19 protein-coding genes, 1 other RNA gene and 1 pseudogene are annotated in these 24,371 nt (G+C 72.4%); 3 read left to right on the forward strand and 18 right to left on the reverse strand.

Going from position 1 to position 24,371, the window contains the following annotated elements; all coding sequences use genetic code 11:
- Positions 1 to 354 precede the first annotated feature (354 nt).
- The 9 genes and pseudogenes from RM812_RS22965 to RM812_RS23005 all read right to left on the reverse strand — a co-directional run bounded on the left by RM812_RS22965 (position 355) and on the right by RM812_RS23005 (position 11,580).
- Positions 355 to 636, reverse strand: coding sequence for an HU family DNA-binding protein (locus RM812_RS22965; protein WP_003990598.1), 282 nt, complete (start codon positions 634 to 636; stop codon positions 355 to 357).
- Positions 637 to 1,058: 422 nt separating this feature from the next.
- The gene (locus RM812_RS22970) at positions 1,059 to 2,474 is read right to left on the reverse strand and encodes an NAD-dependent malic enzyme (protein WP_311575126.1); all 1,416 of its coding nucleotides are present in this window, start codon (positions 2,472 to 2,474) and stop codon (positions 1,059 to 1,061) included.
- 428 nt (positions 2,475 to 2,902) lie between these two features.
- Entirely contained in the window at positions 2,903 to 5,224 is a 2,322-nt protein-coding gene (locus RM812_RS22975) for a HelD family protein (RefSeq protein WP_311575127.1), read from the reverse strand.
- Between the two features lie 59 nt (positions 5,225 to 5,283).
- Positions 5,284 to 5,457, reverse strand: a pseudogene (locus RM812_RS22980) (RNA polymerase subunit sigma); the annotation flags it as partial.
- A gap of 167 nt (positions 5,458 to 5,624) precedes the next feature.
- On the reverse strand, positions 5,625 to 6,215 hold the full coding sequence (locus RM812_RS22985; RefSeq protein WP_311575128.1) for a CGNR zinc finger domain-containing protein: 591 nt from the start codon (positions 6,213 to 6,215) through the stop codon (positions 5,625 to 5,627).
- A gap of 329 nt (positions 6,216 to 6,544) precedes the next feature.
- The gene (locus RM812_RS22990; protein ID WP_311575129.1) at positions 6,545 to 7,696 is read right to left on the reverse strand and encodes a uroporphyrinogen-III synthase; all 1,152 of its coding nucleotides are present in this window, start codon (positions 7,694 to 7,696) and stop codon (positions 6,545 to 6,547) included.
- A gap of 132 nt (positions 7,697 to 7,828) precedes the next feature.
- Positions 7,829 to 9,190, reverse strand: coding sequence for a nitrate/nitrite transporter (locus RM812_RS22995; protein ID WP_311575130.1), 1,362 nt, complete (start codon positions 9,188 to 9,190; stop codon positions 7,829 to 7,831).
- Positions 9,191 to 9,322: 132 nt separating this feature from the next.
- Positions 9,323 to 10,318, reverse strand: a complete 996-nt coding sequence (locus RM812_RS23000; protein ID WP_311575131.1) for a hypothetical protein — start codon at positions 10,316 to 10,318, stop codon at positions 9,323 to 9,325.
- Positions 10,319 to 10,608: 290 nt separating this feature from the next.
- A complete protein-coding gene (locus tag RM812_RS23005) occupies positions 10,609 to 11,580 on the reverse strand; it encodes a LysR family transcriptional regulator (RefSeq protein ID WP_311575132.1) in 972 nt (323 codons plus the stop codon).
- A gap of 134 nt (positions 11,581 to 11,714) precedes the next feature.
- On the opposite strand from RM812_RS23005, the gene RM812_RS23010 reads away from it, so the two are divergent.
- Both RM812_RS23010 and RM812_RS23015 read left to right on the forward strand, forming a co-directional pair.
- Positions 11,715 to 12,962 carry an MFS transporter gene (locus tag RM812_RS23010; RefSeq protein WP_311575133.1) on the forward strand — a complete coding sequence of 416 codons (1,248 nt, stop codon included), beginning with the start codon at positions 11,715 to 11,717 and terminating at the stop codon, positions 12,960 to 12,962.
- Between the two features lie 173 nt (positions 12,963 to 13,135).
- Positions 13,136 to 14,140, forward strand: coding sequence for a LacI family DNA-binding transcriptional regulator (locus tag RM812_RS23015; protein WP_311575134.1), 1,005 nt, complete (start codon positions 13,136 to 13,138; stop codon positions 14,138 to 14,140).
- Positions 14,141 to 14,221: 81 nt separating this feature from the next.
- Here RM812_RS23015 and ssrA read toward each other — a convergent pair.
- The 5 genes from ssrA to ftsE all read right to left on the reverse strand — a co-directional run bounded on the left by ssrA (position 14,222) and on the right by ftsE (position 18,155).
- Positions 14,222 to 14,621, reverse strand: a transfer-messenger RNA (tmRNA) gene (gene ssrA, locus RM812_RS23020).
- A 101-nt stretch (positions 14,622 to 14,722) separates the two neighbouring features.
- Positions 14,723 to 15,202, reverse strand: a complete 480-nt coding sequence (smpB, locus tag RM812_RS23025; protein ID WP_311575135.1) for an SsrA-binding protein SmpB — start codon at positions 15,200 to 15,202, stop codon at positions 14,723 to 14,725.
- Positions 15,203 to 15,277: 75 nt separating this feature from the next.
- Positions 15,278 to 16,450, reverse strand: coding sequence for a S41 family peptidase (locus RM812_RS23030; protein ID WP_311575136.1), 1,173 nt, complete (start codon positions 16,448 to 16,450; stop codon positions 15,278 to 15,280).
- 68 nt (positions 16,451 to 16,518) lie between these two features.
- Positions 16,519 to 17,436 carry a permease-like cell division protein FtsX gene (gene ftsX, locus RM812_RS23035; RefSeq protein ID WP_311575137.1) on the reverse strand — a complete coding sequence of 306 codons (918 nt, stop codon included), beginning with the start codon at positions 17,434 to 17,436 and terminating at the stop codon, positions 16,519 to 16,521.
- Positions 17,437 to 17,465: 29 nt separating this feature from the next.
- Positions 17,466 to 18,155, reverse strand: a complete 690-nt coding sequence (ftsE, locus tag RM812_RS23040) for a cell division ATP-binding protein FtsE (RefSeq protein ID WP_043372426.1) — start codon at positions 18,153 to 18,155, stop codon at positions 17,466 to 17,468.
- 249 nt (positions 18,156 to 18,404) lie between these two features.
- Between ftsE and RM812_RS23045 the strand changes: the two genes are divergently transcribed.
- Entirely contained in the window at positions 18,405 to 18,596 is a 192-nt protein-coding gene (locus RM812_RS23045; RefSeq protein ID WP_311575138.1) for a hypothetical protein, read from the forward strand.
- Positions 18,597 to 18,709: 113 nt separating this feature from the next.
- Here the strand turns inward: RM812_RS23045 and RM812_RS23050 are convergent, their stop codons facing one another.
- The 4 genes from RM812_RS23050 to RM812_RS23065 form a co-directional block, all read right to left on the reverse strand.
- Positions 18,710 to 19,651, reverse strand: coding sequence for a hypothetical protein (locus RM812_RS23050; protein WP_311575139.1), 942 nt, complete (start codon positions 19,649 to 19,651; stop codon positions 18,710 to 18,712).
- 319 nt (positions 19,652 to 19,970) lie between these two features.
- Positions 19,971 to 21,077 (reverse strand): peptide chain release factor 2, encoded by a 1,107-nt coding sequence (prfB, locus tag RM812_RS23055; protein WP_311575140.1) that lies wholly within the window; start codon positions 21,075 to 21,077, stop codon positions 19,971 to 19,973.
- 123 nt (positions 21,078 to 21,200) lie between these two features.
- Positions 21,201 to 22,454 (reverse strand): serine/threonine-protein kinase, encoded by a 1,254-nt coding sequence (locus RM812_RS23060; protein WP_311575141.1) that lies wholly within the window; start codon positions 22,452 to 22,454, stop codon positions 21,201 to 21,203.
- A gap of 132 nt (positions 22,455 to 22,586) precedes the next feature.
- Positions 22,587 to 24,347, reverse strand: a complete 1,761-nt coding sequence (locus tag RM812_RS23065; RefSeq protein WP_311575142.1) for a serine/threonine-protein kinase — start codon at positions 24,345 to 24,347, stop codon at positions 22,587 to 22,589.
- Positions 24,348 to 24,371 lie beyond the last annotated feature (24 nt).

The raw sequence follows: 24,371 nt of genomic DNA on the forward strand, positions 1-24,371 counted from the left end.
ACCCACACCGCACCGGCTGGGGGTCCGGGGGTCATCCCCCGGGCAGACACAGCATGGAGAAGCTGGCAGAGCTGGGCGCCAAGGTCGAACTGCCCGGCAAAGCACTCGGCTGACGCCTCCGCGACCGGGCAAGGCCGACGCCGCGCCGACTGAGGGCCCGGGGGTCACCCCCGGGCCCTCCCGGCATCGGCCCCGGAAACACGCCGATGGGGCGGTCACCCGGACTCGGGTGACCGCCCCATCGGCGTATGGAGGAACGCCCCTGCAAGGGGCGCGGGGAACTGCGCGACCAGCCACCAGCGGCCCGCAAGCCGCGAGACGGCCCGCAGTCACCCGGCGCTCGAAGCGGAGCGCCTACTTGCCCTTGGCGGCTTCCTTGAGCTTGGAGCCCGCGGAGACCTTCACGCTGTAGCCGGCCGGGATCTGGATCGGCTCGCCGGTCTGCGGGTTGCGGGCGGTGCGAGCGGCACGGTGGGTGCGCTCGAAGGTCAGGAAGCCGGGGATGGTGACCTTCTCGTCGCCCTTGGAGACGATGTCGCCGACGACGTCGGCGAACGCGGCCAGCACGGCGTCGGCGTCCTTGCGGGTCACCTCGGCGCGGTCGGCCAGCGCGGCCACCAGCTCACTGCGGTTCATGTTGTTACTCCCGTGTTCTTCTTGCCGTTGAGGCGTGCCACGCGGCGGAGCCGCATGTTGGGCACAGCGATGCCGATGCTGCCAGGGGCCTCGGACACTCCCCGGACCCGGGTCGGTCGTCAGACCCTCGCGCCCAGGGAGGCATCCTGCCTCCACCTGCGGCGGTAAAGCCAATCCGGCACCCCCAGGAGTCGTGAGAACACCCTTGGGAGTCACACGCCGAGAGGGCCTGAGCCTTGCGCCACCCTAGAGGGCGATCCGAGGCCCGCCTTCCCACGACGCGCCGGTACGGCGGCCCGCCGTGGCGATCCTCACAACCGCTCCAGGGGCCGCCAGGCACCGCCCCGGGGCCCAGGACAGCGTTCCCCCGACCCCGGGGGTCCCCGGGGCATCGCTCCGGGGCCCAGGACGTCACTACGGGCCTAGGACGCCGACCCCGCGGACTTCGCCGCCTCCCGCACGGCGCCCGCGACGGCACCGGCGACCTTGTCGTTGAAGACGCTGGGGATGATGTAGTTCGGGTTGATCTCGTCCTCGGTCACCACGTCCGCGAGGGCCTGCGCGGCGGCCAGCATCATCTCGGTGTTGACCGTGCGGGACTGGGCGTCCAGCAGACCGCGGAACACACCCGGGAACACCAGGACGTTGTTGATCTGGTTCGGGAAGTCGGAGCGGCCGGTGGCGACGACCGCCGCGGTCTGCCGGGCGACCGCCGGGTCGACCTCGGGGTCGGGATTCGCGAGCGCGAACACAATCGCGTCCTCGGTCATGGCGGCCACGTCGTCGCCGTCGAGGACGTTGGGGGCGGAGACGCCGATGAAGACGTCGGCGCCGTGCACGGCCTCCTTCAGGGTGCCGGTGAGCCCCTCGGGGTTGGTGTTGTCGGCGATCCAGCGCAGCGCCGAGCCGGGCGCGGCGTCGACCAGGTCCGCGCGGTCGGCGTGCACGACGCCGTGGATGTCGGCGACGACGGCGTTCTTCACGCCCGCGGCGAGCAGCAGCTTGAGGATGGCCGTACCGGCCGCGCCGGCGCCGGACATGACGACCCGCACGTTCTCGATGCCCTTGCCGACGACCCGCAGGGCGTTGGTCAGCGCGGCGAGGACGACGATCGCGGTGCCGTGCTGGTCGTCGTGGAAGACGGGGATGTCGAGGGCCTCGCGCAGCCGGGCCTCGATCTCGAAGCAGCGCGGCGCGGAGATGTCCTCCAGGTTGATGCCGGCGAAGCCCGGGGCGATGGCCTTGACGATCTCGACGATCGCGTCGGTGTCCTGGGTGTCGAGGCAGAGGGGCCAGGCGTCGATGCCGGCGAAGCGCTTGAAGAGGGCCGCCTTGCCCTCCATGACCGGCAGCGCGGCCTTCGGGCCGATGTTGCCGAGGCCCAGCACGGCTGAGCCGTCCGTCACGACCGCAACGGAGTTGCGCTTGATGGTGAGGCGGCGCGCGTCCTCGGGGTTCTCGGCGATCGCCATGCACACGCGGGCCACACCGGGCGTGTAGATCATGGACAGGTCGTCGCGGTTGCGGATGGGGTGCTTCGACGCCATCTCGATCTTGCCGCCGAGGTGCATGAGGAAGGTACGGTCGGAGACCTTGCCCAGGCTGACGCCCTCGATGCCGCGCAACTGCTCCACGATCTCGTCGGCGTGCGAGGTCGAGCCGGCCGCGATGGTGACGTCGATCCGGAGCTTGTCGTGGCCGGAGGCCGTGACGTCGAGGCCGGTGACCGAGCCTCCGGAGGACTCCACGGCGGTGGTGAGCTGCGAGACTGCGGTTCCGCTCGCGGGCACCTCCAGCCTGACCGTCATCGAGTAGGAGACGCTGGGCGCCGTTGCCATGGCCGACTTCCTCTGCTTTCACCGTGTAGCTGTGTTGTGCCGTCCGATCGTCGCACCTACCACCGAGTACGTGGTAGCCGCCCCGGATTGCGAACTTTTTGTTCGCGTGCCGTCCAACCGAAGGGTGGCTTTTTCGGAAAACGACTTCCACCATACGAGAAGTCGGCCACCGACGGAAGGGGACACCGGAAGAGGACGGCGGAAGGGGCGCACCGGCCCGGAAACGAACCCCGGTACGGGAATTGTCTTGCGGGAATCGTTTGTTACCTTGGACGTGGCACCGGCTCGATCCAAGCCCCCGGGCCCAACCTTCGTCGCTACGAGCGACCACTTGCCGCGAGGCGAGCATGGCGGGTCGGTGCCACTCAATCAAAGACGAGAGGCCCGCGCCGTTCCGACGGCGCGGGCCTCTCGCACGTCCGGGTGCCTCAGTCGCGGAGCAGGTCCGGCACCCCGGCGGCGTCGGGCTCGTCCCGCTCGCACGAGACGACCGTGAGCTGCTGGGTGGCCCGGGTCAGGGCGACGTACAGCACCCGCAGCCCGGCGGGCGACTCGTCGGCGATCTCGGCCGGTGAGACGACGACCGTGGCGTCGTACTCCAGGCCCTTCGCCTCCAGGCTGCCCAGCGCCACCGCCCGGTCCCCCAGCCCGGCCAGCCAGCGCCGGGCCTCCTCGCGGCGGTTCATGGCGACCACGACGCCGACGGTGCCGTCGACGAGCTCCAGCAGCCGGGCCGCCTCCGCCCGGACCGTCTGCGCGAGGGGGTCCCGCACCACCACGAAGCCCGGCTCCACGCCCGTGGAGCGGACGGCCGTCGGCGACGCGGAGCCCGGCATGGCGAGGGCGAGCACCTTGGCCGCCAGGTCGGCGATCTCGGCCGGGTTGCGGTAGTTCACGGTGAGCTGGAAGCGGCGCCTCGGGCGGCTGCCCAGGGCCTCGTCACGGGCCGCCGCCGCCTCGTCGGGGTCGGACCAGGAGGACTGGGCCGGGTCGCCGACGACGGTCCACGTGGCGTGCCGGCCGCGGCGGCCGACCATCCGCCACTGCATGGGGGTGAGGTCCTGGGCCTCGTCGACGATGACGTGCGCGTACTCGGTGCGTTCCTGCGCGAGGCGCTCGGCGCGCTCCCACTGGGTCTCCTCGCGCTGCGGCATCAGCTCGTCCAGGCCGGTGAGCTGGTCCAGCGGGTCGAGCTCGCGCCGCTTGCGGGGGCGGGCCGGGGTGCCGACGATGGCCTGCAACTCGTCGAGCAGGGCGATGTCGTGCACGGAGTGGCCCTCGCGCCGCAGCGAACGGGCCACCTTGCGGACCTCGCCGGGGTTGAGGACGCGCCGGGCCCAGCGGCCGAGGCGCCGCTCGTCCGCCATGGCCGCCAGCACGGCGCCGGGGGTGAGCTCCGGCCACCAGGCGTCGAGGAAGCCGGTGAAGGAGTCCTCGGAGGTGACGTCCTCGTCGAAGGAGGAACGCAGCTCGGCGGCCAGCTCGGGGTCGGTGTGGCGGCCGCCGGCGCCGGACTTGGCCCACAGGGCGTCCAGGAGCAGCCTGCGGGCGCGGGGGCGCAGCAGATTGACGGGCGCGGTGCCGCCGAGGACGGCGCGGCGGATGGCGGCCAGCTCCTCGCCCTCCAGCTCGAGGCGGCGGCCGAAGGCGACGACCCGCAGCAGGGTCGGCGAGTCCTGCGGCTCCAGGGCCCCGCGCGCGGCCTTGCGCAGCACACCGAGCATGCGGGAGGACCCCTTGGCGCGGGCGGTGGCCGGGGAGTCGTACAGCGTGGCCCCGGCGCCGTCGACCAGGGAGCCGATGGCGCGGATGGCGACCTGGCCCTCCTCGCCGAGGGAGGGCAGCACGCCCTCGGTGTACGCCACCAGCAGCGGGGTCGGCGAGACGATCAGGATGCCGCCCGCGTACCGGCGCCGGTCCTGGTAGAGCAGGTACGCCGCCCGGTGCAGGGCGACGGCGGTCTTGCCGGTGCCGGGGCCGCCCTCGACGTAGGTCACGGAGGCGGCGGGGGCGCGGATCACCAGGTCCTGCTCGGCCTGGATGGACGCCACGATGTCCCGCATCGTGTGGGTACGGGCCTGGCCGAGGGCGGCCATCAGGGCGCCGTCGCCGACGACGGCCAGTTCCTCGCCGTCCAGGTACGCCTTGATCTGGGGCCGCATGAGGTCGTCCTCGACCCCGAGGACGCGTCGCCCCTTGGAGCGGATCACCCGGCGGCGCACGACCCGGCCCGGGTCCACCGGCGTGGACCGGTAGAAGGGGGCCGCGGCGGGCGCCCGCCAGTCGATGACCAGCGGGGCGTAGTCCTCGTCCAGGACGCCGATACGGCCGATGTGCAGGGTCTCGGCGATGTCGGCGGTGTTGTCGGGCCTGAGGGCGCCCTCGGCGGGCTCGACCGCCGTGTACGCGCCGTCCGGGCCCTTCTTGCCGTCCTTGCCGAGCACCAGGTCGATCCGGCCGAAGAGGAAGTCCTCGAACTCGTTGTTCAGGCGGTTGAGGTGGATGCCGGCCCGGAAGACCTGCGCGTCGCGCTCGGCCAGCGCGCCGGGCGTGCCGACATGGCCGCGCTGGGCGGCGTCGTGCATGAGGAACTCGGCCTCGTCGATCTTCTCCTCGAGGCGGCGGTACACCCGGTCCAGGTGTGCCTGTTCCACGCTGGTCTCTCGGTCGCGTACGGAGTCGTGTACGGCTTCCGCCGTGGCGCCGTGAACCGAGTCGACCGCTGAGTCCTGTTGAGCCTGTGCGGCCACCGGGCCCCCTTCTGACGTGCTGGGCAGCCGTCAAAGGTACGCGAAGGGGGCGCCGGAAGCTACGCGTCGACCTCGACCAGCCGCTTGCCGTCGAAGGTCATCACCTCGAAGTGATCGATCCGGCCGGGCTCGAAGGCGGCGCCGCCGTGCCCGGAGAGCGGCTTCCCGGCCTTGTCGGTGGTGGCGCCCGGGATGCCGTAACCCCAGTCCGGGACCGTCCGGGAGCTGAGCGTCACCCCGCTCCTTGGCCACGACGGGATCCTTGCGCCCGCCCATCTCCGACGTCCGGGGGTTCCCCAGTCGGTCGCTCGCCCCTTCGGTACGGGCGGGGAGTGCGGGGTGTTCAAAGCGAGTCGGCGGTTCCCCCCGGGCTGGTGTGACGAAGGGGGCGCCGACGTGGCTACCGGGCGAGGGCGGCGCGGCGGCGGTGCCGGGCGACGCGCTCGCGGTTGCCGCAGATCTCGCTGGAGCACCAGCGCCGGCGGCGCCCGCGGGAGGTGTCGACGTACACGATCGGGCAGTTGTCGCCCGCGCACTGCCTGAGGCTCGCCCGTGCGGCGGGGTCGGTGAGCAGTTCCACGGCGTCCCGGGCGAGGGCGCCGAGCAGCGCCGCGCACTGCGGTGGCCCGGTCAGCTCCCGTACCAGCGCGCCGTCCTCGCCGTGCACCGCGCGCGGGGCCGGGGGTGCGGCGGCGGCGAGGTCGTTGACGCGGGCGAGCGCGAGGTCGTACGGGCGGGTTCCGGACGCGGACCGGCCGCGCACCAACCTCGCGGTCTCGCCGCGCAGTTCGCGGAAGCCGGCCAGCCAGGAGGCGTCGGCGTGGGTCAGCGGGGTGCCCGGCGGGACGAGTCCGGAGCCGGTGATCCAGGCGCGCAGCACTTCGACGGAGTCGAGCCGTTCCACGGGGTGGGTGGTGGCGAGGAGGTCCAGACAGATCCGCCCGGTGTCGAACCGCAGCTCGTACGGGTCGGTGGCCGTACCCAGTGCCATGTTCCTGTCACCGCCTAGGGGTGGCCCGGTGGGGCGGGCTGGAAAGGGGAGCAGGTGGCCCGCTCCCTCTACAGTGCCTGCCCGCTCCCGCGGCCGGAACCCCTCGTACCGCTCCCACGTGGATGCCTGCGTGTGCGCCCGCGCGCCCGGGACACGTCCGTCACGGCACCGTGCCGGTCGCATGGACGCATGGACGCATGGCGGAGAACGACGGGCCGGTGGAGACGGCGGGCCGGTGAAGGCGTCGGGGGTGGTGGAGAGAGGGGGACGACGGGGGGCGGCGGGGCGACGGACGCGCCCGCCCTCACCCGTCCGCGTACTTCCCGCCCTCACCCGTCCGCGTACTTGGCGTCCGTCGCCGGGTCCAGGGCCAGGCGGTAGCCGCGTTTCACCACCGTCTGGATCAGCTTGGGCGCGCCCAGGGCCGTGCGGAGGCGGGCCATCGCCGTCTCGACGGCGTGTTCGTCGCGCCCCGCGCCCGGCAGGGCGCGCAGGAGGTCCGCGCGGGGCACGACCCAGCCCGGCCGCCGGGACAGCGCGCGCAGCAGGGCCATGCCCGCGGGTGGCACCGACCGCAGCTCCCCGTCGACCAGCACCGCGTGCCCCCGGATCTCCATCCGGTGCCCGGCGACCGGCAGGGCACGGGCGCGGGCCGGGAGTTCCCGGCACAGAAGCTGGACGAGAGGGCCGAGCCGGAAGCGTTCGGGCTGGGCCGTGTCGACGCCGTGCGCCTGGAGCGGCACCGCCGTGACCGGGCCGACGCAGGCCGGCAGCACGTCGTGGCCGAAGGCGCCGAGCAGCTCGGGCAGCAGCCCGCGCTCCTCGGCGCGGGCGAGGAGGGACGCGGCGGCCGGTGCGCTGGTGAACGTCACGGCGTCCAGGCCCCGGGTGACGGCGGCGTCCAGCAGCCGGTCGACCGGCCCGAGGTCCTCCGGCGGCAGCCACCGGTAGACGGGCACGCCGACCACCTCGGCGCCGCCCTCGCGCAGCGCCTCCACGAACCCCGGCAACGGCTCGCCGTGCAGTTGTACGACGACCCGGCGGCCGTCGACACCTTCCTCCAGGAGCCGGTCCAGCACCTCGGCCATGGACTCGGAGGCCGGCGACCACTTCTCCGTCAGCCCGGCGGCCCGCACCGCGCCCTTGACCTTGGGCCCGCGCGCGAGCAGGTCCACCTCGCGCAGCCGCTCCAGGAGTGCGTCACCGAGCCCCCAGCCGTCGGCGGCCTCCACCCAGCCCCGGAAGCCGATGGCGGTGGTCGCCACGACGACGTCCGGCGCCTGGTCGATGAGCTGTTTGGTCGCGGCCAGCAGCTCGCTGTCGTCGGCGAGCGGCACGATCCGCAGGGCCGGGGCGTGCAGGACGACGGCACCGCGTCGCTGGAGCAGCGCGCCCAGTTCGTCGGCCCGGCGGGCGGCGGTCACGCCCACGGTGAAACCGGCCAGGGGACCGTGGTCAGGTCGCTGCTGTTCGTCGTCCATGGCTCGCCGCGCTCCGTTCGTTCACACCCACGTGCACACCCACGCGCCCGGTGCCCTGCCCGGTCACGTACCGACCGAGCCTGTCAACGCTGCGTGACAGGCTCGGTTCCGCTTCATGTCACCAGTGTTACGTCACACCTCGGCGTAGCTGAGCCGTGCCTTCGACTCCGCCGGGCCCGCCGGGCCGTCGGGCGTCCGTACGGCTGGGCGGCGAAGGTATACCGCCCACGTGACGGCGAAACATACGGCGTAGTAGGCGAGGAAGGCGACGAAGGCGCCGGTGCCCGAGCCGACGGAGAGGAAGGACTGCCGGAAGGCGAGGTTGATGGCGACGCCGCCGAGCGCGCCCACCGCGCCGATCAGGCCCATGGAGGCGCCGGAGAGCCGCCGCCCGTACGCCACGGCCTCCTCCCCCGTCAGCCCCTTGGCGAGCGCCTTGTTCTGGAAGATGCCGGGGATCATCTTGAACGTCGACCCGTTGCCGAGCCCGCTGAGCACGAACAGCGCCACGAACACGGCGACGAACAGCGCGAGCGACTTCGCCATGCTGGCGGCGACGAGTACGGCGGTGGCGGCGGCCATCGCGACGAAGTTCCACAGCGTGATCCGCGCGCCGCCGTACCGGTCGGCGAGCCTGCCGCCCAGCGGCCGGATCAGTGAGCCGAGCAGCGGCCCGATGAAGGTCAGGTAGGCCGCCTGGAGCGGGGTCCGCCCGAACTGGGTCTGGAGCACCTGCCCGAAGGCGAAGCTGTACCCGATGAACGAGCCGAACGTGCCGATGTACAGCACGGCCATGATCCAGGTGTGGGCGTCCCGGGCGGCGTCCTTGGCGGCCCCGGTGTCGTTCTTCACCGAGGCGAGGTTGTCCATGAAGCAGGCGGCGAGGACGGCGGCCACCAGGATCAGCGGGATGTAGATGCCGAGCAGCACCCGCGGCCCACCGCTCGCCCCGATGATGGCGAGCGCCGCGAGCTGGATGACCGGCACGCCGATGTTGCCGCCCCCGGCGTTGAGGCCGAGCGCCCAGCCCTTCTTCCTGAGCGGGAAGAAGGCGTTGATGTTGGTCATGGAGGAGGCGAAGTTGCCGCCGCCGATACCGGCCAGGAGGCCCACGAGCAGGAAGGTGGAGAAGGACGTCCCCGGCTCCATCACCACGAAGGCCGCGACGGTCGGCAGGAGCAGCAGTCCGGCGGAGACGATCGTCCAGTTCCGGCCGCCGAAGAGGGCGACGGCGAAGGTGTAGGGCACGCGAACGACGGCCCCGACCAGGGTCACCACGGACGTCAGCAGGAACTTGTCGGCCGGTGTCAGCCCGTACTCCGGCCCCATGAAGAGCACCAGCACGGACCACAGCGTCCAGACCGAGAACCCGATGTGCTCGGAGAGGACGGAGAAGAACAGGTTCCGCCGCGCGATCCGCTCCCCCGTCTCCTTCCAGAAGGTCTCGTCCTCGGGATCCCAGTGCTGGATCCAGCGGCCGCCAGGGACTTTCATGACGCCTCCACGGTGCTCCACAGCTCGACCGCACCGAAGGTAGGCAGGACGCGTTTCGGGCCGGTGGGGCTGTGGATGACCGCGAGGGAACGTTGCTCTCACCCCGCCGGGCGGCCGGGTGAGAGGTCGCGCTCAGGCCTGCGGGGGCTGGGGGGGTTGAGTGGGCTGGGGGTGCCAGTGGGGGTTCTGCTGGCGGTGGGGCCGGCCGTACTGCTGAGGGTGTGGGGGCTGCTGGGGCTGGCCGTACTGCTGAGGGGGCGGGGGCTGCTGGGGGTGCGGGGGCTGCTGGGGATGCGCATACGGCTGCGGTTGGTGGTGCGCGTACGGCTGCGGCCGGCCGAAGGCCGCCTGTGCCGGATACGGCTGCTGCGGGGCGTACGGACCGGGGGCGGGTTGTCCGTGACCGCCGGGCGCTGCGTAACCACCCGACGTCACGGGCGCGCCGGGCATCACGGGCGCGCCGGGCGCCGGGTAGCCGTACGGCGCACCCGCGGCGACGGGTCCGCCCCCGAACGGGTTCCCGTGCCCGGGCGGTTGCGCCCCCGGCGCCAGGTACCGCACCCGCCCCGTCTCCTCCGTCACCGGCACGAAACCGGCGGCCTGCAGTCGGGCCGCGAACTTGGCGTTGCGTTTACGGGTGACGAGGAAGCCGACACCCAGCAGCGCCAGAACACACACCCAGATGATCGCGGCCATGACGAAGTCGCCGGCCCGACCACCTGCGCGGAACCCGAGGACCGCGCAGGCGACGGTGACACCGAGCGCGCCGTACCCCATCCGCTTCTCGGCGCTCTTGCCGGTGAGGTCGAAGTTGATGCGGGCCTTGAGGAGCTCGAAGGCGTCCGGCACGAGGGGCGGCACCGAGACCCCGTCGCCGGCGTTCGGGTACTGCGCCCAGTTCTGCGCCGCCCGGGCCCGGGCCTGCGGGCTGGGGTCCGGCACGATCACCATCTTGAGCTGGCTGTTGTTCCCGCCGCCCTGCCGCACGTCGGCGTACTCGTACCCGAACTGCTGGGCGACGAAGGCGAGCCGGGCGAGCTTCTTCACGGACGCCATCGGGCTGGTGAGCTCGACCGGCTCTCCGCTCGCCATCAGCCGCAGCATCTTCTGTGTCTGCCGCTTGCTCATCCCACATGTCCCCCTGACCGGCTCACGCCGCACCGTTCACTTCCGCAACCGGGGCAGTCTCGCACGGGAGGCGCCCCCGCGGTACCGGGTCGGGGCGCTTGGCCGGGTCTGTACGGAGCGCAGCGGAAACGCGGAGCCGGGGCGGCGACCACCGACGTGACATCAGTGCCGGTGGGCGGGGCGCTGCCCACCGTCCGGCCGCCGTCGGGGCCTGCGCCTCGGTTCCCGGGCGCGCACACGACTCCGCGCACGCGACTCCACGCACGCGCGGAACGCGGGGATGCCGCGTGTCAGTTGTGGACGGACATCACAGCGGCGTCGGTGGCCGGAATCCACCCTCCGGCGGGGATGCGGAGCCAGCCCTTTTCGGCCGTGAGCTGGGCGACCGCCCGGCGGAGCGCGTCGAACGCCGGATGCACCAGCCCCTTTCGCCAGACCAGTGACACCGGCGACAGCGGCACGGGGTCGACGAGCGGGCGCACGACGGTCGAACCGATGGCCGGGAAACTGACCACGGCGAGCACCGGGTAGCCCGACTTGTCCATGACCCGCTGGAACTCCTCGTCCCCGACGGCCAGCGGAGCGGGCGGCGCCACGTCGATGCCGCGTCCCTCGAACAGGCGGTGCGCGAGCTCGGTCCACTCGGGCGTCCGCGGATTGCCGGCCCCGGCGTACACGGTCTCGCCCGCCAGCGCGGCGAGCGGCACCTCGGGCAGCCTCGCCAGCGGGTGGTCGCCGGGCAGCACCACCGCCATGGGTTCGCAGCGGACCGGCTGGTGGTCGAGTCCCGCCCGCAGCGCGGGGGTCAGGCCCGCGAACCGGCCGAACGACGCGTCGAGGCGGCCGGCGAGCAGTTCGGCGGCGGCACCCGTCAGCCCGCTCTCGTAGCGCGCCATCAGCTCGTGCTCCGGAGCGAGCGCGCGGGCCCGTTCCAGGACCAGGCGTCCGGTGACCAGCCCCGGGGAGTTGACGTCCACCAGCAGCGGGCGGGCCTGCCCGAAAGCGGCCAGCAGCTCGTCCTGCGCCTCGAGGACGCGACGGGCGTACGGCAGCAGCCGCTCGCCGTCGGCCGTCAGCGTCACCTGCCGCGTGGTCCGCACGAACAGCTCGACGCCCAACTCCCGCTCCAGGCGCCGCACGTCCCGGCTGAGCGCCTGCTGGGCGACGTACAGGCGGGCGGCGGCGCGGGTGAAGTGCAGGTCCTCGGCGACGGTGACGAAGGCCCGCAGAAGGCGGGGGTCCAGCGGGGCGGGTGCGGGCATCCGGCGAACCTACAACAGGAGTGCGTGAATGGGGAGGGAGAAGGTGTTGGACCGATCGATCGGCCCCGGGCGACGGTGGACGCATGCCGCATCCGTCCCCTGAACGCCCGTTTCCGCAGACCACCTTCGTCACCATGACCGCCGACACCCTCGTCGTCGCCGACTTCCACCCCCGCACCCGGCGCCGGCCGCCCGGCCCGTACCGGCGGCTTCTCTCCACCCCCGGGGCCCGAGCGTTCACCATCGGGAATCTCCTGGCCCGGCTGCCCATGGGCATGTTCAGCGTGAGCGCGGTCGTGATGATCGCCGGTACCCGCGGCTCGTACGCCCTCGCCGGTGCCGTCACCGCGACCGGGCTGGCGGCGACGGCCCTGGTCGCCCCGTGGACCGCGCGGCTCGTGGACCGGCACGGCCAGGCCAGGGTGGCCCTGCCCGCCACCCTGGTCGCCGCCCTCGGCTCACTCGCCCTGCTGCTGTGCGTGCGGTACGACGCCCCGAACTGGACGCTGTTCGCCGCCTACGCCGCCACCGCCACGACCCCCAACACCGGCGGCATGGCCCGGGCCCGCTGGGCCCACCTGCTGCGGGGCGACACCGACGGCCTGCACACCGCGAACTCCTTCGAACAGGCCGCGGACGAGCTGTGCTTCATGCTCGGGCCGGTGCTCGCGGCGGCCCTGTGCACGGCGCTGTTCCCGGAGGCGGGCACGCTCGTCGGCGTGGTGCTGCTGGTGACCGGCATGCTGCTCTTCACCGCCCAGCGCTCGACCGAACCGCCGGCCCTGCCGCGCCCCCGCACCAAGGCACCCCTCCGCGCGCCCGGCATACCCCCGCTGCTGGCGGTCTGCCTGGCGATGGGCGGGATCTTCGGCGCCCTGGAGGTCGTCACGATCGCCTTCGCGGACGCACAGGGGCACCGTACGGCCGCCGGTGTGGTCCTCGCTCTGCAGGCGGCCGGTTCCTGCGCGGCGGGCCTGCTGTACGGCGCGCTGAAGCCGACCGGACCGGTCGAGGACCGCCTGCCGTGGTGCGTGGCCGCGATGACGACACTGCTCACGCTGCCCCTGCTCGCGGCGTCCCTCACCGGCTCCCTCCCGCTCCTCGCCGCGACGCTGCTGATCGCGGGCATGGCGACCGCCCCGACGATGGTGACCACCATGACCCTGGTCCAGCACCGCACCCCCGAGGGCCGCCTCAACGAGGGCATGACCCTCGCCGTCACCGGTCTGCTCGGCGGGATCGCCTGCGGCAGCGCGGTGGGCGGCTGGACGGTGGAACACGCCTCCCCCACGGCCGCCTACGGCGTACCGGTCACGGCGGCCGCGGCGGCCCTCCTCCTCACGCTGCTCCCCCTGCCCGGCCGTTCCCCCCGCCACCACTGAGCCCGCCCCACCCGGCCCCTCCCGCCTCCGCCTCACCGATCCCGTCCACCCCATTGACGACCCCGCCGCCCCCGCCTACCTTCCTCCGTCGAAGCGCTTCGAAGGCTCGGCGGCCCCGGAGGAACCGAAATGTTGACGGCATTGTGTCGTGCGGTGACACCGGAGGCGGACTGATGGCGAGGATCACCGATGTGGCGCGGCGGGCCGGGGTCTCCCCCAGCACCGTGTCGTACGCGCTCAGCGGGAAACGGCCGATCTCCGACGCGACCCGGCGGCGCGTCGAGGCGGCCGTCCGGGAGCTGGGCTACCGGCCGTACACGGACCCGCGGGCACGCGGCGACGCCGGATCCCGGGTGCTGGCGCTGGCTCTTCCGCTGCGCGCCGCCGTCCACCTGCCGGTGGTGATGGGCTTCGCGACGTCCGTGGTGGCGGCGGCCCGGACGTACGACCACGACGTGCTGCTGCTCACCCGGGAGGAGGACGGGCACGGCGCGTGGTCGGCCGCGGACGCGCTGATCGTGATGGACGTACAGCCGCACGACCCCCGCCTGCCGTGGCTGCGTACGCTCGGCCGGCCGGCCGTACTGATCGGCCTGCCCGCCGAACCGGACGGCCTGACCTGCATCGACCTCGACTTCCACGCGGCCGGCGAGGCGTGTGTGGAGCATCTTGCGGGGCTCGGCCACCGGGTGGTGGCGCTGGTCGGGTCGCCGCCGGAGGCGTACGTCCGGCAGACCGCGTTCGCCCCTCGGGTGGTGAGCGGCTTCACGGCCGCCGCCGACCGCGCGGGGCTGCTCTCGTCCGTGCACCCGTGCGGGTCTGCCCCCGAGGCCGCCGCCGAGGCCGCCCGGGGTGTCGCCGAGCGGCTGCTGCGCGCCCAGCCCGCGCCGACCGGCGTCGTCGTCCACAACGAGCCCCTGCTGGAGCCGCTGATCGATGCCTTCGAACGCCTCGGACTGCGGGTACCCGGCGATCTGTCCGTCGCGGCGATCTGCCCCGACGAGCACGCCGCCGCGGTCCGCGTCCCCGTCACCGCGGTCGCCGTCCCGGCCGCCGAGGCCGGCACCCGGGCGGTGGAGCTGGTCATGAGGAAGCTCGCGGGCGCCCCCGTTCCCCGCACCACACTGCTCGCACCCCGCCTGACCATCCGCGCGAGCACGGCCGCCGTACGGGTGTGACAGGTGTCCGGGCATGACGGGCGTCCGGGCATGACAAAGGCCCCGCCGCGCTGAGCGACGGGGCCTTGGCCCACATGGGAATTGTGGAGATGGCGGGAATCGAACCCGCGTCCAACGGTGCGGAACCAGGGCTTCTCCGTGTGCAGTCCGCTGCGATTTTCTCAGCCCCGGAGATCACGCGGACAAGTCTCCGACGGGCTCAGTCACTGTTTGGTTTCCCTTTTCACCCCGTGACCGGGATCAAGGTTTAGTCCCCTAGCTGATGCCAGGATCCGGGTCGGGAACAGCCCCGGGCTGACACTCCCTTAGTAGGAGGCTCGCTCTGCTACCTGAGATCAGGCAGCGAGGGCGAAGGCCTGCTGGGAGGAATCGCGCTTGGTGTTGGCGATTATTTTTTTCGGCCTGTGGTTTACGAGATCATGGCCGCTTCCTCGACACGCTTCCCCTGCTTCGACAACCGCTGTCGAAACCGATCATCCCCATGTTGATTTTTCAAAACCTCCGCAGAGGCTCACACCCGCTACGAGGTGCAGGTGCCATCGTACGTGACCAACGCACACCCGTGCCAGCGTATTCCCGGGGTCAGGCCCGCTGCTTGCGCCGGATCGCCGAGATCGTCCGCTCCGCCTCGCGCCGGTCCTGCTTCTCCCGCAGGGTCTGCCGCTTGTCGTACTCCTTCTTGCCGCGCGCCAGCGCGATCTCGACCTTGGCCCGGCCGTCCTTGAAGTACAGCGCCAGGGGCACGATCGTGTGACCGCTCTCCTGGGACTTCGCCTCCAGCTTGTCGATCTCCACACGGTGCAGCAGCAGCTTCCGCTTGCGACGGGCGCTGTGGTTGGTCCAGGTGCCCTGGCTGTACTCCGGCACGTGCACGTTGTGCAGCCACGCCTCGTGTCCGTCCAGCTGCACGAAGCCGTCGACCAGCGACGCCCGCCCCTGGCGCAGCGACTTCACCTCGGTCCCGGACAGGACCAGGCCGGCCTCGTACGTGTCGAGGATCTGGTAGTCGTGCCGCGCCTTCTTGTTCTGCGCGATCAGCTTGCGCCCTTTTTCCTTAGCCATAGTGCAGCCCATTTTGGCACTACGGAGGGGGCCCGCGGAAAGCAGATTTCGCAGCGGGGGCCGCAGGGCGCGTGCCTAGCGTCCCAGGCCGCTCAGCACCGTCTCCGCCCGCTCCAGGACGGCCGGGTCCGTCGGGTCGACCTCCAGGTCGGGCGTGATGCCCGTGCCGTCGACGCCGCGGCCGGAGGGCGTGCGGTAGTGCCCGACCGTGAGCTCGGCCACGGAGCCGCCGGGCAGCCGGCTCGGCATCTGCACCGAGCCCTTGCCGAAGGTGCGCGAGCCCAGGACGACCGCACGTCCGCGGTCCTGGAGAGCTCCGGTGAGGAGTTCGGCCGCGCTCATCGTGCCGCCGTCGACGAGTGCGACCAGGGGTCTGGTGGTGTCACCGCCGGGTTCGGCGTGCAGGGCGCGCTCGTCGCCCTCGACGTCGTACGTGGCGACGAGGCCGCCGTCGAGGAAGGCGGAGGCCGCGGTGACGGCCTCGGCGACCAGGCCGCCGGAGTTTCCGCGCAGGTCGAGGACGACGCCGGTGCCGGCCGGGACCCGCTCCACGGCGGCGCGCACCCGTTCGCCGACGCCCTTGGTGAAGGAGACGACGTGGACGACGGTGACCCCGTCGGCGAGCGTGCGCACGGTCACGGAGTCCGTGGACAGCCGCGCCCGCCGCACGGTCTCGGTCCACGCGCGCGTGCCGCGTTCCAGCCCGAGCCGGACGACGGTGCCGGCGGGCTCGTCCTCGGCGTCGCCGCGCAGGAGGGAGACGACCTCGGTGACGGGACGCCCGTCGACCCGCCGGCCGTCGACGCTGCGCAGCCGGTCGCCCTCGCGGACCCCGGCGTCGGCGGCGGGCGAGCCGGAGCGCACGTTCGTCACCTCGATGCGACCGCCGCGTTCACGGCGCGCGGAGAGTCCGACACCGGTGTACCGGCCGTCGAGGGACTCCTCCAACTCCTCGTACTCGACCTGGGAGTAGACGGCGCCCCAGCGGTCCCCGCTGCGGCTGACGGCGCGTTCGGCGGCCTCCACGGGGGACTCGCCGTCGGCCATCGCCTCGGCCGCCGCCCGGGCCACGTCCTCGTGGTGTCCGGCCGGGGCGGCCGAACGGGCCGTGTCGGACGGGGACTTCCGATCGCCCTCGGGAAACGAGCCGGTGGCCGCGCCCGTGACGAGAACGCTTGCGAACAGCAAGGTCAGGGCGGCCCCGTGGCGTGCGCGGCGGGGCTGACGGAGCGGGTCACGACCTGACATGCCGGTGAGTCTAGGACAACGCGAGAGGGCCGAACGGTCGCTTGACCGTTCGGCCCTCTCGACTTGTGTCACACCTTCAGGTACTTGCGCAACGCGAAGAACGCGGCCAACGCGGGCATCAGCAGACTGGTGGCCAGGATGAGCGGCAGCTTCGTCAACAGGGCGTCCCAGCCGATGAAGTCGATCAGGGCCAGCTTCTCGGACAGGGCGAGTCCGTGGTCGATGATGAAGTACCGCGCGGTCACCAGGAAACCGCAGGCGACCGCGCCGCCGATGAGTCCGGCGACCGCCGCCTCCATGATGAACGGCGCCTGGATGTAGAAGCCCGAGGCGCCGACCAGCCGCATGATGCCGGTCTCGCGCCGCCGACTGAACGCCGAGACGCGCACCGTGTTGACGATCAGCATCAGGGCGACGACCAGCATGAGCGCCATCACCGCGCGCGCCGCCCAGTTCATGCCGTTGAGGAGCTCGAAGAGGTTGTCCAGGGTGCTGCGCTGGTCCGCCACGGACTGCACGCCGTCCCGGCCGTCGAAAGCGGTCGCGATGACCTGGTACTTCTCCGGGTCCTTCAGCTTGACGCGGTACGACTCCTGCATCTGGTCCGGCGTGAGCGAGCTGGCCAGCGGCGAGTCGCCGAACTGCTCCTTGTAGTGCTTGTACGCCTCGTCCTGCGACTCGTACGTCACCTTCTCGACGACGCTCATCTCGTCGAGGTCGGCCAGGATCTGCTTCTTCTGGTCCTCGGTCACCGCGCCCTTGGCGCAGGCGGGGTCGGACTTCGCGTCACTCTTGTTGCAGAGGTAGACCGTGACGTTGACCTTGTCGTACCAGTAGCCCTTCATGGTGTTGACCTGGTCGCTCATCAGCAGCGAACCGCCGAACAGGGCCAGGGACAGGGCGACGGAGACGATCACCGCGAAGGTCATCGTCAGATTGCGGCGAAGACCGACACCGATCTCCGAGAGCACGAACTGGGCGCGCATGGCGTCTCGTTAAGCCTTTCCGTTCCTCGTCAGTGCTGGTAGCCGTAGACGCCGCGCGCCTGGTCGCGGACGAGGCGGCCCTTCTCCAGCTCGATGACGCGCTTGCGCATCTGGTCCACGATGTTCTGGTCGTGGGTGGCCATGATCACGGTGGTGCCCGTCCGGTTGATGCGGTCGAGCAGCTTCATGATGCCGACGGAGGTCTGCGGGTCGAGGTTGCCCGTGGGCTCGTCGGCGATCAGCAGTTTGGGCCGGTTGACGAAGGCACGCGCGATGGCGACGCGCTGCTGCTCACCACCGGACAGCTCACCCGGCCTGCGGTCCTCCTTGCCGCCGAGCCCGACGAGGTCGAGCACCTGCGGCACGGACTTGCGGATCTCGCCGCGGGACTTGCCGATGACCTCCTGGGCGAAGGCGACGTTCTCGCCGACCGTCTTGTTCGGCAGCAGGCGGAAGTCCTGGAAGACCGTCCCCAGCTGGCGCCGCATCTGCGGCACCTTCCAGTTGGACAGGCGGGCGAGGTCCTTGCCCAGGACGTGCACTTGGCCGTGGCTGCACCGCTCCTCGCGGAGGATCAGCCGTAGGAAGGTGGACTTTCCGGAGCCGGAGGACCCCACGAGGAAGACGAACTCGCCCTTCTCGACCTCGAGGGAGACGTCCCTGAGGGCTGGGTGGCTCTGTTTGGGGTAGACCTTGGAGACGTTGTCGAATCGGATCACGGATGCACCACGGGTCGCCGGGGGTAGATGAGCGTGACCCTACGCGAAGCGGGGAGCGGACCGCAGTCGCCGGTCGGGGTTGCGTGACAGTTGCGCGTTTTGTCCTCGCCCTGTCCGGTGGCCCTGCCCGGTTCCGGCCCGGCGGGGAGGGCGCGCGGCACCCCACGGAACCTGGCACAGTGGAGGGGGGAACGTTCGCGTCGGTGCGGGCGTTGTCCTGACGGAGCCGGCGGCAAGGAGGGTGAGCGCATGACGTACGACCGGTTGGTGTGCGCGAACTGCGCGGCGCCCGTGAGCGAGGGCCGGTGCCCGGTGTGCCGGGCGAACCGCGAGCGGCTGCAGCAGGGCAACTTCTTCGCGGGGCTGAATCCCATGACGCTGATCGCGCTGCTGGCGGTGCTGATCGCGGCGGTGGCCCTGCTGGCCCACCAGACCGTCTGACGCCCGCAGAGGGGCCGCAGGGCCCCCTGGAGGCGGACAGGGAAGGGGCCCGGAGCGATGTGCGCTCCGGGCCCCTCCACTTGCGTGCGCCGTGCGTACGCGGACGGCTACCCTCAGGCAGCCGCGCCGCCGCGGCCGTTCATCATGCGCGGCAGCAGGCGGAAGCCGATGCCACCGGCGATCATCGTGGCGGCGCCGACCAGCAGGAAGGTGGTCTCCGCGGCGCCGGTCTCGGCGAGCTCGTCACCGCTGCCCTGGGCGGTGGTGTCGGAGGCCGGGGCCTCGTCGCCGGTGTCGGTCAGGGCCGAGGAGCCCTCGTCCTGGGTGACGTTGTCGTTGCCGCCACCGTCGGGGGTGGTGCCGCCGGAGCTGTCGCCACCGTTGCCGCCACCACCGTTGCCGCCGGAGCCGCCGCCGTTACCGCCGCCACCGTTGCCGCCGCCGTTGCCGCCGGAGCCGCCGGAGCCGCCGCCGTTACCGTTACCGCCGTTGTCGCCGGAACCGCCGTTGTTACCGGAACCGCCGTTGCCGCCACCCTGAGAGGTACCGGTGGAGGTGCCCTGGGACGTGCCCTGGGACGTGCCCGTGGACGTGCCCTGCGACGTACCGGTGGACGTACCGGTGGAGGTGCCCTGGGACGTACCCGTGGACGCACCGGTGGAGGTGCCCTGCGACGTACCGGTGGACGTGCCCGTGGACGTACCGGTGGACGTGCCCTGGGACGTACCGGTAGACGTGCCCGTGGACGTGCCCTGGGACGTACCCGTGGACGTACCGGTGGAGGTGCCCTGCGACGTGCCCGTGGACGTGCCCTGCGACGCACCGCTGGAGGTGCCCTCGGTCACGCCGACCGAGGCACCCTCGGACGTACCCTGTGTGGTTCCTGCGGTGTCGTCTCCGGCGCTCACGCCGAGCTCGACGTTGGTGTCACCGACACCCGCGCTCACACCGATGTCGAGCGCCGAGGCGGCGCCCGCGGCGGTCAGCGAGGCACCGGCGGCGATCACCGCGCCGGCCGCTATCCGCGCGACACGAATCCGCGTCTTCTTCGTCATGTAGTTGCTACCCCCAGTAGCCGAAATAGTCAGTGAGGCCGCACTCGGGGGCCGTGATCGACGGAGGTAGCTGTGCTGAGGCCCCCCGGTTCACATGCGCCCCAGAAATACGCATGCCGCGCTCACCCTTGCGAATGTTCAAAGCAACGTCAAGGCCATTGCGTACGCGATGTCCGGGTACGGGACGTATGCCGGACACAAAGGGTGTGAGTGTGATGCAAAACCCAGACATCACCGGCAGACACGGGGAAGACGAAAGGCAACCGCCGCCCGAGGGGCGGCAGTTGCCTTGTCGACAAAGCGGTGTCTCCGCTTGGCGCTATTTCTCCTGCTGCTTGCGCCAGCGAATGCCGGCCTCCAGGAAACCGTCGATCTCGCCGTTGAACACGGCCTCGGGGTTGCCCACCTCGTGCTCGGTGCGCAGGTCCTTGACCATCTGGTAGGGGTGCAGCACGTACGAACGCATCTGGTTGCCCCAGGAGTTGCCGCCGTCGCCCTTGAGGGCGTCCATCTTGGCCTGCTCCTCCTGGCGGCGCCGCTCCAGCAGCTTGGCCTGGAGGACGTTCATCGCGGTGGCCTTGTTCTGGATCTGGGAGCGCTCGTTCTGGCAGGAGACCACGATGCCGGTGGGGAGGTGGGTGAGCCGCACCGCGGAGTCGGTGGTGTTGACGCCCTGGCCACCGGGTCCGGACGAGCGGTACACGTCCACCCGCAGCTCGGACTCGTCGATCTCGATGTGGTCGGTCTGCTCGACCACGGGGAGGATCTCGACGCCCGCGAAGGAGGTCTGGCGGCGCCCCTGGTTGTCGAAGGGCGAGATGCGCACCAGCCGGTGCGTGCCCTGCTCGACGGAGAGGGTGCCGTAGGCGTACGGCACCTGGACGGCGAAGGTGGTCGACTTGATGCCGGCCTCCTCCGCGTACGACGTCTCGTAGACCTCGGTCTTGTAGCCGTGCTGCTCGGCCCAGCGCAGGTACATGCGCTGGAGCTTCTCGGCGAAGTCGGCGGCGTCCACGCCACCGGCCTCGGCGCGGATGTTGACCAGCGCCTCACGGGAGTCGTACTCGCCGGAGAGCAGCGTGCGGACCTCCATCTCGTCCAGCGCCTTCTTCACGGCCGTGAGCTCGGACTCGGCCTCGGCACGGGTGTCCGGGTCGTCCTCCTCCTCGGCCATCTCGAAGAGCACGCCGAGATCGTCGATCCGGCCGCGCAGGGCCTCGGCCTTCCGCACCTCGGCCTGGAGGTGGGAAAGCTTGCTGGTGATCTTCTGCGCCTCGTCCGGGTTGTCCCAGAGGGAGGGCGCGGCCGCCTGCTCCTCGAGCACGGCGATGTCTGCCCTCAGCCTGTCGAGGTCCAGGACGGCCTCGATCGACTCCATGGTCGAGGAGAGGGACTTCAGCTCTTCGGATACATCGACGACTGCCACGCATCCAGCGTAACGGCTCCGCCAACCGGTCTTCGCCGGGTCGTCACGGGCGGCGGTGGCGGCGCGCCCGGCCGGCCTCACGAACGGGCCGGTGCCGCCCTCACGGACGGGCCGGTGCCGCCCTCACGGAGAGGCGGGTGCCGAGTTCCGCGTGTCCTGGGGCCCCGCGTCGCCCTCGTCACCGCTCGTGGCCAGCCAGGTACCGACACCGATCGCCGCCACCAGGGCGAGCGCGCCCGCGCCCAGGGCGAGCCGGCGCCGCCGCGCGGTGGCGCGGTTGCGGGCCGAGCCGGGGCGCGGGGCACCGGACGCGCGCGGGGCGCGGGCGGTGCCGCGGGCGCCGCCGGCCAGCTCGTCGGGGGCCGGTACGCGCATGGAGGTGTGCGTGTCGCGGTTGGAGTCGGCCGGCTTCGCCCCCGGCACCAGCGGCACCGCTCCCCGGCGCCGTACGGGCTCCCCGGCGGACTCGGGGGACCCCGGGGACGTCGCGGGCTCCTCGGGCGCGTCGTCCTCCTGCTCCGCGTCGGGCTCGTCGACGTCCAGCGGCCCCATCCCGGCCAGCATCGGCAGCAGCTCGCGCAGCCGGGCGCCCAGCTCGGAGGCGCGCAGCCGGGAGGCCGGCGCCTTGGCCAGGCACTGCACGAGCAGCTGCCACAGCTCGTCCGGGATGCCGGGGAGGGGGACGACCGTCTCGGTCACATGGCGGCGCAGCACGGCGCCGGGGTGGCCGCCGCCGAACGGCGTGAAGCCCGCGAGCAGCTCGTAGAGGACCGTGGCCAGCGCGTAGATGTCCACCGCCGCGCGGGGCGGCAGGCCCTCGACGATCTCCGGGGCCAGGTAGTCCGGCGTGCCGATGATCTTCGTGGCCCGGGTGCGCCGCGGCGTGTCGATGAGTTTGGCCACCCCGAAGTCCGTCAGCAGGGCCGGGTGCGAGCCGCCGGGGCCGAGGGGGCCCTGCATGTCCAGCAGCACGTTCTCGGGCTTGACGTCGCGGTGCACGACGCCGGCGGCGTGCGCGGCGGCCAGGCCGTCGGCGACGTCGGCGACGACGGCCACCGCGGCCTCGGGCGCCAGACGCCGCTCCCGGTCGAGGCGGGTACGCAGATCCGTGCCCCGGACCAGATCCATGACCAGCGCCAGGTCGTTGCCGTCGACGACCAGGTCGCGCACGGAGACGACGTGCGGGTGCTCCAGGCCGAGCAGGGCGGTGCGCTCCTGCACGAAGCGTGAGACGAGTTCCTGGTCGGACGCCAGGTCCTCGCGCAGCAACTTGATCGCGACGGGCCCCTCGGGTCCTTCGCCCAGCCACACCGTGCCGGCGCTGCCCCGCCCGAGGATCTGGTGGGCGGTGTACCGGCTGCCGATCTTCCGTGCCAAGACTGCTCCTACCGACGCGTGTTGCGCCTAAAAGTACGCGTCCGAGGAGCCGGCCTTCACAGCGGAGGCGGAATTCACCCGTCAGTTGTCGACAAATCCCCAGAGTCGGCGGCGCACGGCCGGCGGGGCGGCTCAGTTGCCGCCCGTGCTCCCGCCGCCCGAGCCGCTGTCGCCGCCCAGGTCCCCGATCCAGCCGGTCACGGTGCCGAACCAGTCGCTGAGCTGGTCCCAGTAGCCCTTGCCCGTGCCGATCCACTCCTGCAGCGGGCTGAGCTCCCAGACCAGCCAGCCGGCCACGAACAGGATGACGACGGTGAACAGGCAGCCCTTGAGGCAGCCCAGCCCGGGGATCCGCATCGGGTTGGCGCTGCGCTGGCGCGGCGGCCGGGGTTCACGCCGGGGCGGCTGGGGCTCGGGCGTGGGCGGCGGGGCGTAACGCTGCGGCTGGGGCCGCTGCGGCTGCTGGGGCCGCTGGTGCTGGGGCTGCTGGGGTTGCTGCGGCTGCGGAGTGGCGTACCGCTGCGGCTGTTGCTGCTGCGGATAGCCGTAGCCGGGCTGCTGGGGCGGCGGGCCCTGCGGGGCCTGGCGGGGCGGCTGCTGCGGGCGGGCGACCTGCCGCTGGGGGCGGCGGCGCAGCGGGTCCTCGTTCGGGTCGAGGTACTGGACCTGCGTCTGTTCGTTGCGGTCGCGGGCGGCGCGCAGCTGGTTCTGCCAGGGGTGCGGGTCCTCGGGCCCGCCGGGCTGTCCGCCCTGGCCCTGCCCCGGTCCGCCCGGCTGCCCCGACGGCACCGGCGGCATGACGGCGGTCGGGTCGGCCGCGCCGCGGCTGGGGAGCACGGCGGTGGGGTCGGCGGCGCCCGCGGGGTTGCCGGTGTGCGGCAGGACGCTGGTCGCGCCGTTCGGGTCGTAGGCGCCGTTCGGGTTCTGCGGCAGGACCTGCGTCGGGTCGGCGGCGCCGGGGGCGTCCGGGACCGGTGCGGGCGCCGGGTCGGGGGCGAGGAGCGCGCCCACGTTCTCGGCGGCGCCGATCTGCGCGCTGCTCGCGTGCACCCCGATGCCCTCGGCGACGACGCGCAGGCCGCGCGCGAGGTTCTCGGCGCTGGGACGTTCGTCCGGGTTCTTGCGCAGGCAGCGCTCGATGACCGTCCACAGCGGGTCGGGGACGGTGGAGGGGCGGCGCGGCTCGGCGCTCAGGTGCTGGTGCAGCACCTCCAGGGCGGAGCCCCCGCCGAACGGCGGCCGGCCGGTGACCAGCTCGTACAGCAGGATGCCGGCGCCGTAGACGTCGACGGCGGAGGTCTGCGGGCGGCCCTCGGCGGACTCCGGCGCGACGTAGGCGGGCGTGCCGACGAACTCGTGGGTGCGGGTGAGGCCGGGTGAGTCGGCGAGGCGGGCGATGCCGAAGTCGGTGAGCATCGGGTGCATCTCGCCGCCGGTCTGCTTCAGCAGGACGTTCGCCGGCTTGAGGTCGCGGTGGACGACGCCGTCGGTGTGGCTGGCGGCGAGCGCGTCGGCGATCTGGGCGGTGAGCAGGGCGGCGGCGACCGGGGTGAACGGCCCGTTCTCGCGCAGGTAGCGGTGCAGGTCGGGGCCGTCGACGAGGTCCATGACCAGCGCCAGCAGCTCGCCCTCGACGACCAGGTCGCGGACCCGCACGATGTTGGGGTGGGTCAGCCGGAGCAGGACGGAGCGCTCCCGCAGGAAGCGCATCACGATGTCGGGGTCGCTCGCGAGCTCCTCCTTGAGGACCTTGATCGCGACGGTCTCGCCGGGCTGTCCGGCCACGGCCGCCTCGGCGCCCGCGGTCTCGCGCTGGCGGGCCCGCCAGACGGTGCCCGTGGCGCCGCGACCGAGGGGTTCCTCGAGGAGGTACTTGCTGCCTACCGGCCGCACGTCATGCGCTCCCTGTTGCTTGCT

It is taken from the genome of Streptomyces lancefieldiae, assembly GCF_031845825.1.
GTDB lineage: Bacteria > Actinomycetota > Actinomycetes > Streptomycetales > Streptomycetaceae > Streptomyces > Streptomyces lancefieldiae.